This window comes from Kushneria pakistanensis, assembly GCF_014652795.1.
In the GTDB taxonomy this organism is placed as follows: Bacteria; Pseudomonadota; Gammaproteobacteria; order Pseudomonadales; family Halomonadaceae; genus Kushneria; species Kushneria pakistanensis.
This window is the reverse complement of record NZ_BMZM01000010.1, coordinates 1-607: the sequence shown is the minus strand read 5'-3', so window position 1 is coordinate 607 and position 607 is coordinate 1. Positions and strand designations below refer to the sequence as shown.

Genomic DNA, 607 nt, shown 5'->3' with positions numbered 1-607 from the left:
ACACCTCGAAGAACCGGCTGTTTTTGGCTTGACGGCGGCGCGAGGGGTCTGATGGCGGCTTTTGAGACGTGAGGGTTGGCCTTTTCGGCCCGGTTTCCTTGGTTTTCTGGTCCGGAGCGCCGTTCAGCGCCATGTTTTCGCGCTATGCGGGCGCACCTCGCCCTTCGAGCCAAGCGAGGCGCTGGAAGTTATAGACGAGGTTGGCCATGCCGATCTTGATGGTGGCGCGGGCGATGCCGATGGTGCGNCGAGGTTGGCCATGCCGATCTTGATGGTGGCGCGGGCGATGCCGATGGTGCGCACGACGAGCCCCATCCGGTGTTTCTGTCCCGCGAACACATGCTCGACATGGGCGCGGATCTTGGATCGTCTGGTATTGGCCCTGGCGATCCGCTCGGGCAGCGGCTGCCTCGGCTTGCGCTTCTGGTGGACGTGGCTCTTGAACATGCCTGCCGCCAGGAAAGCCTCGTTTTTCTTCGACCGGTAGGCCGTGTCTGCCCAGACGCCCGAACCGGTATTGGCCTTGCTGACCAAGTCCGGCAGTCGTGCACCGTCATGGGCATTGGCGGCGCTGGCATCCCAGGTGCGGATCAGCCCATGGGCTTTG

General features: G+C 63.5%; 1 pseudogene. It reads right to left on the bottom strand.

The features are described from left to right. Positions 1 to 142 precede the first annotated feature (142 nt). Positions 143 to 607 (bottom strand): annotated as a pseudogene (locus IE123_RS16085) (transposase); the annotation flags it as partial.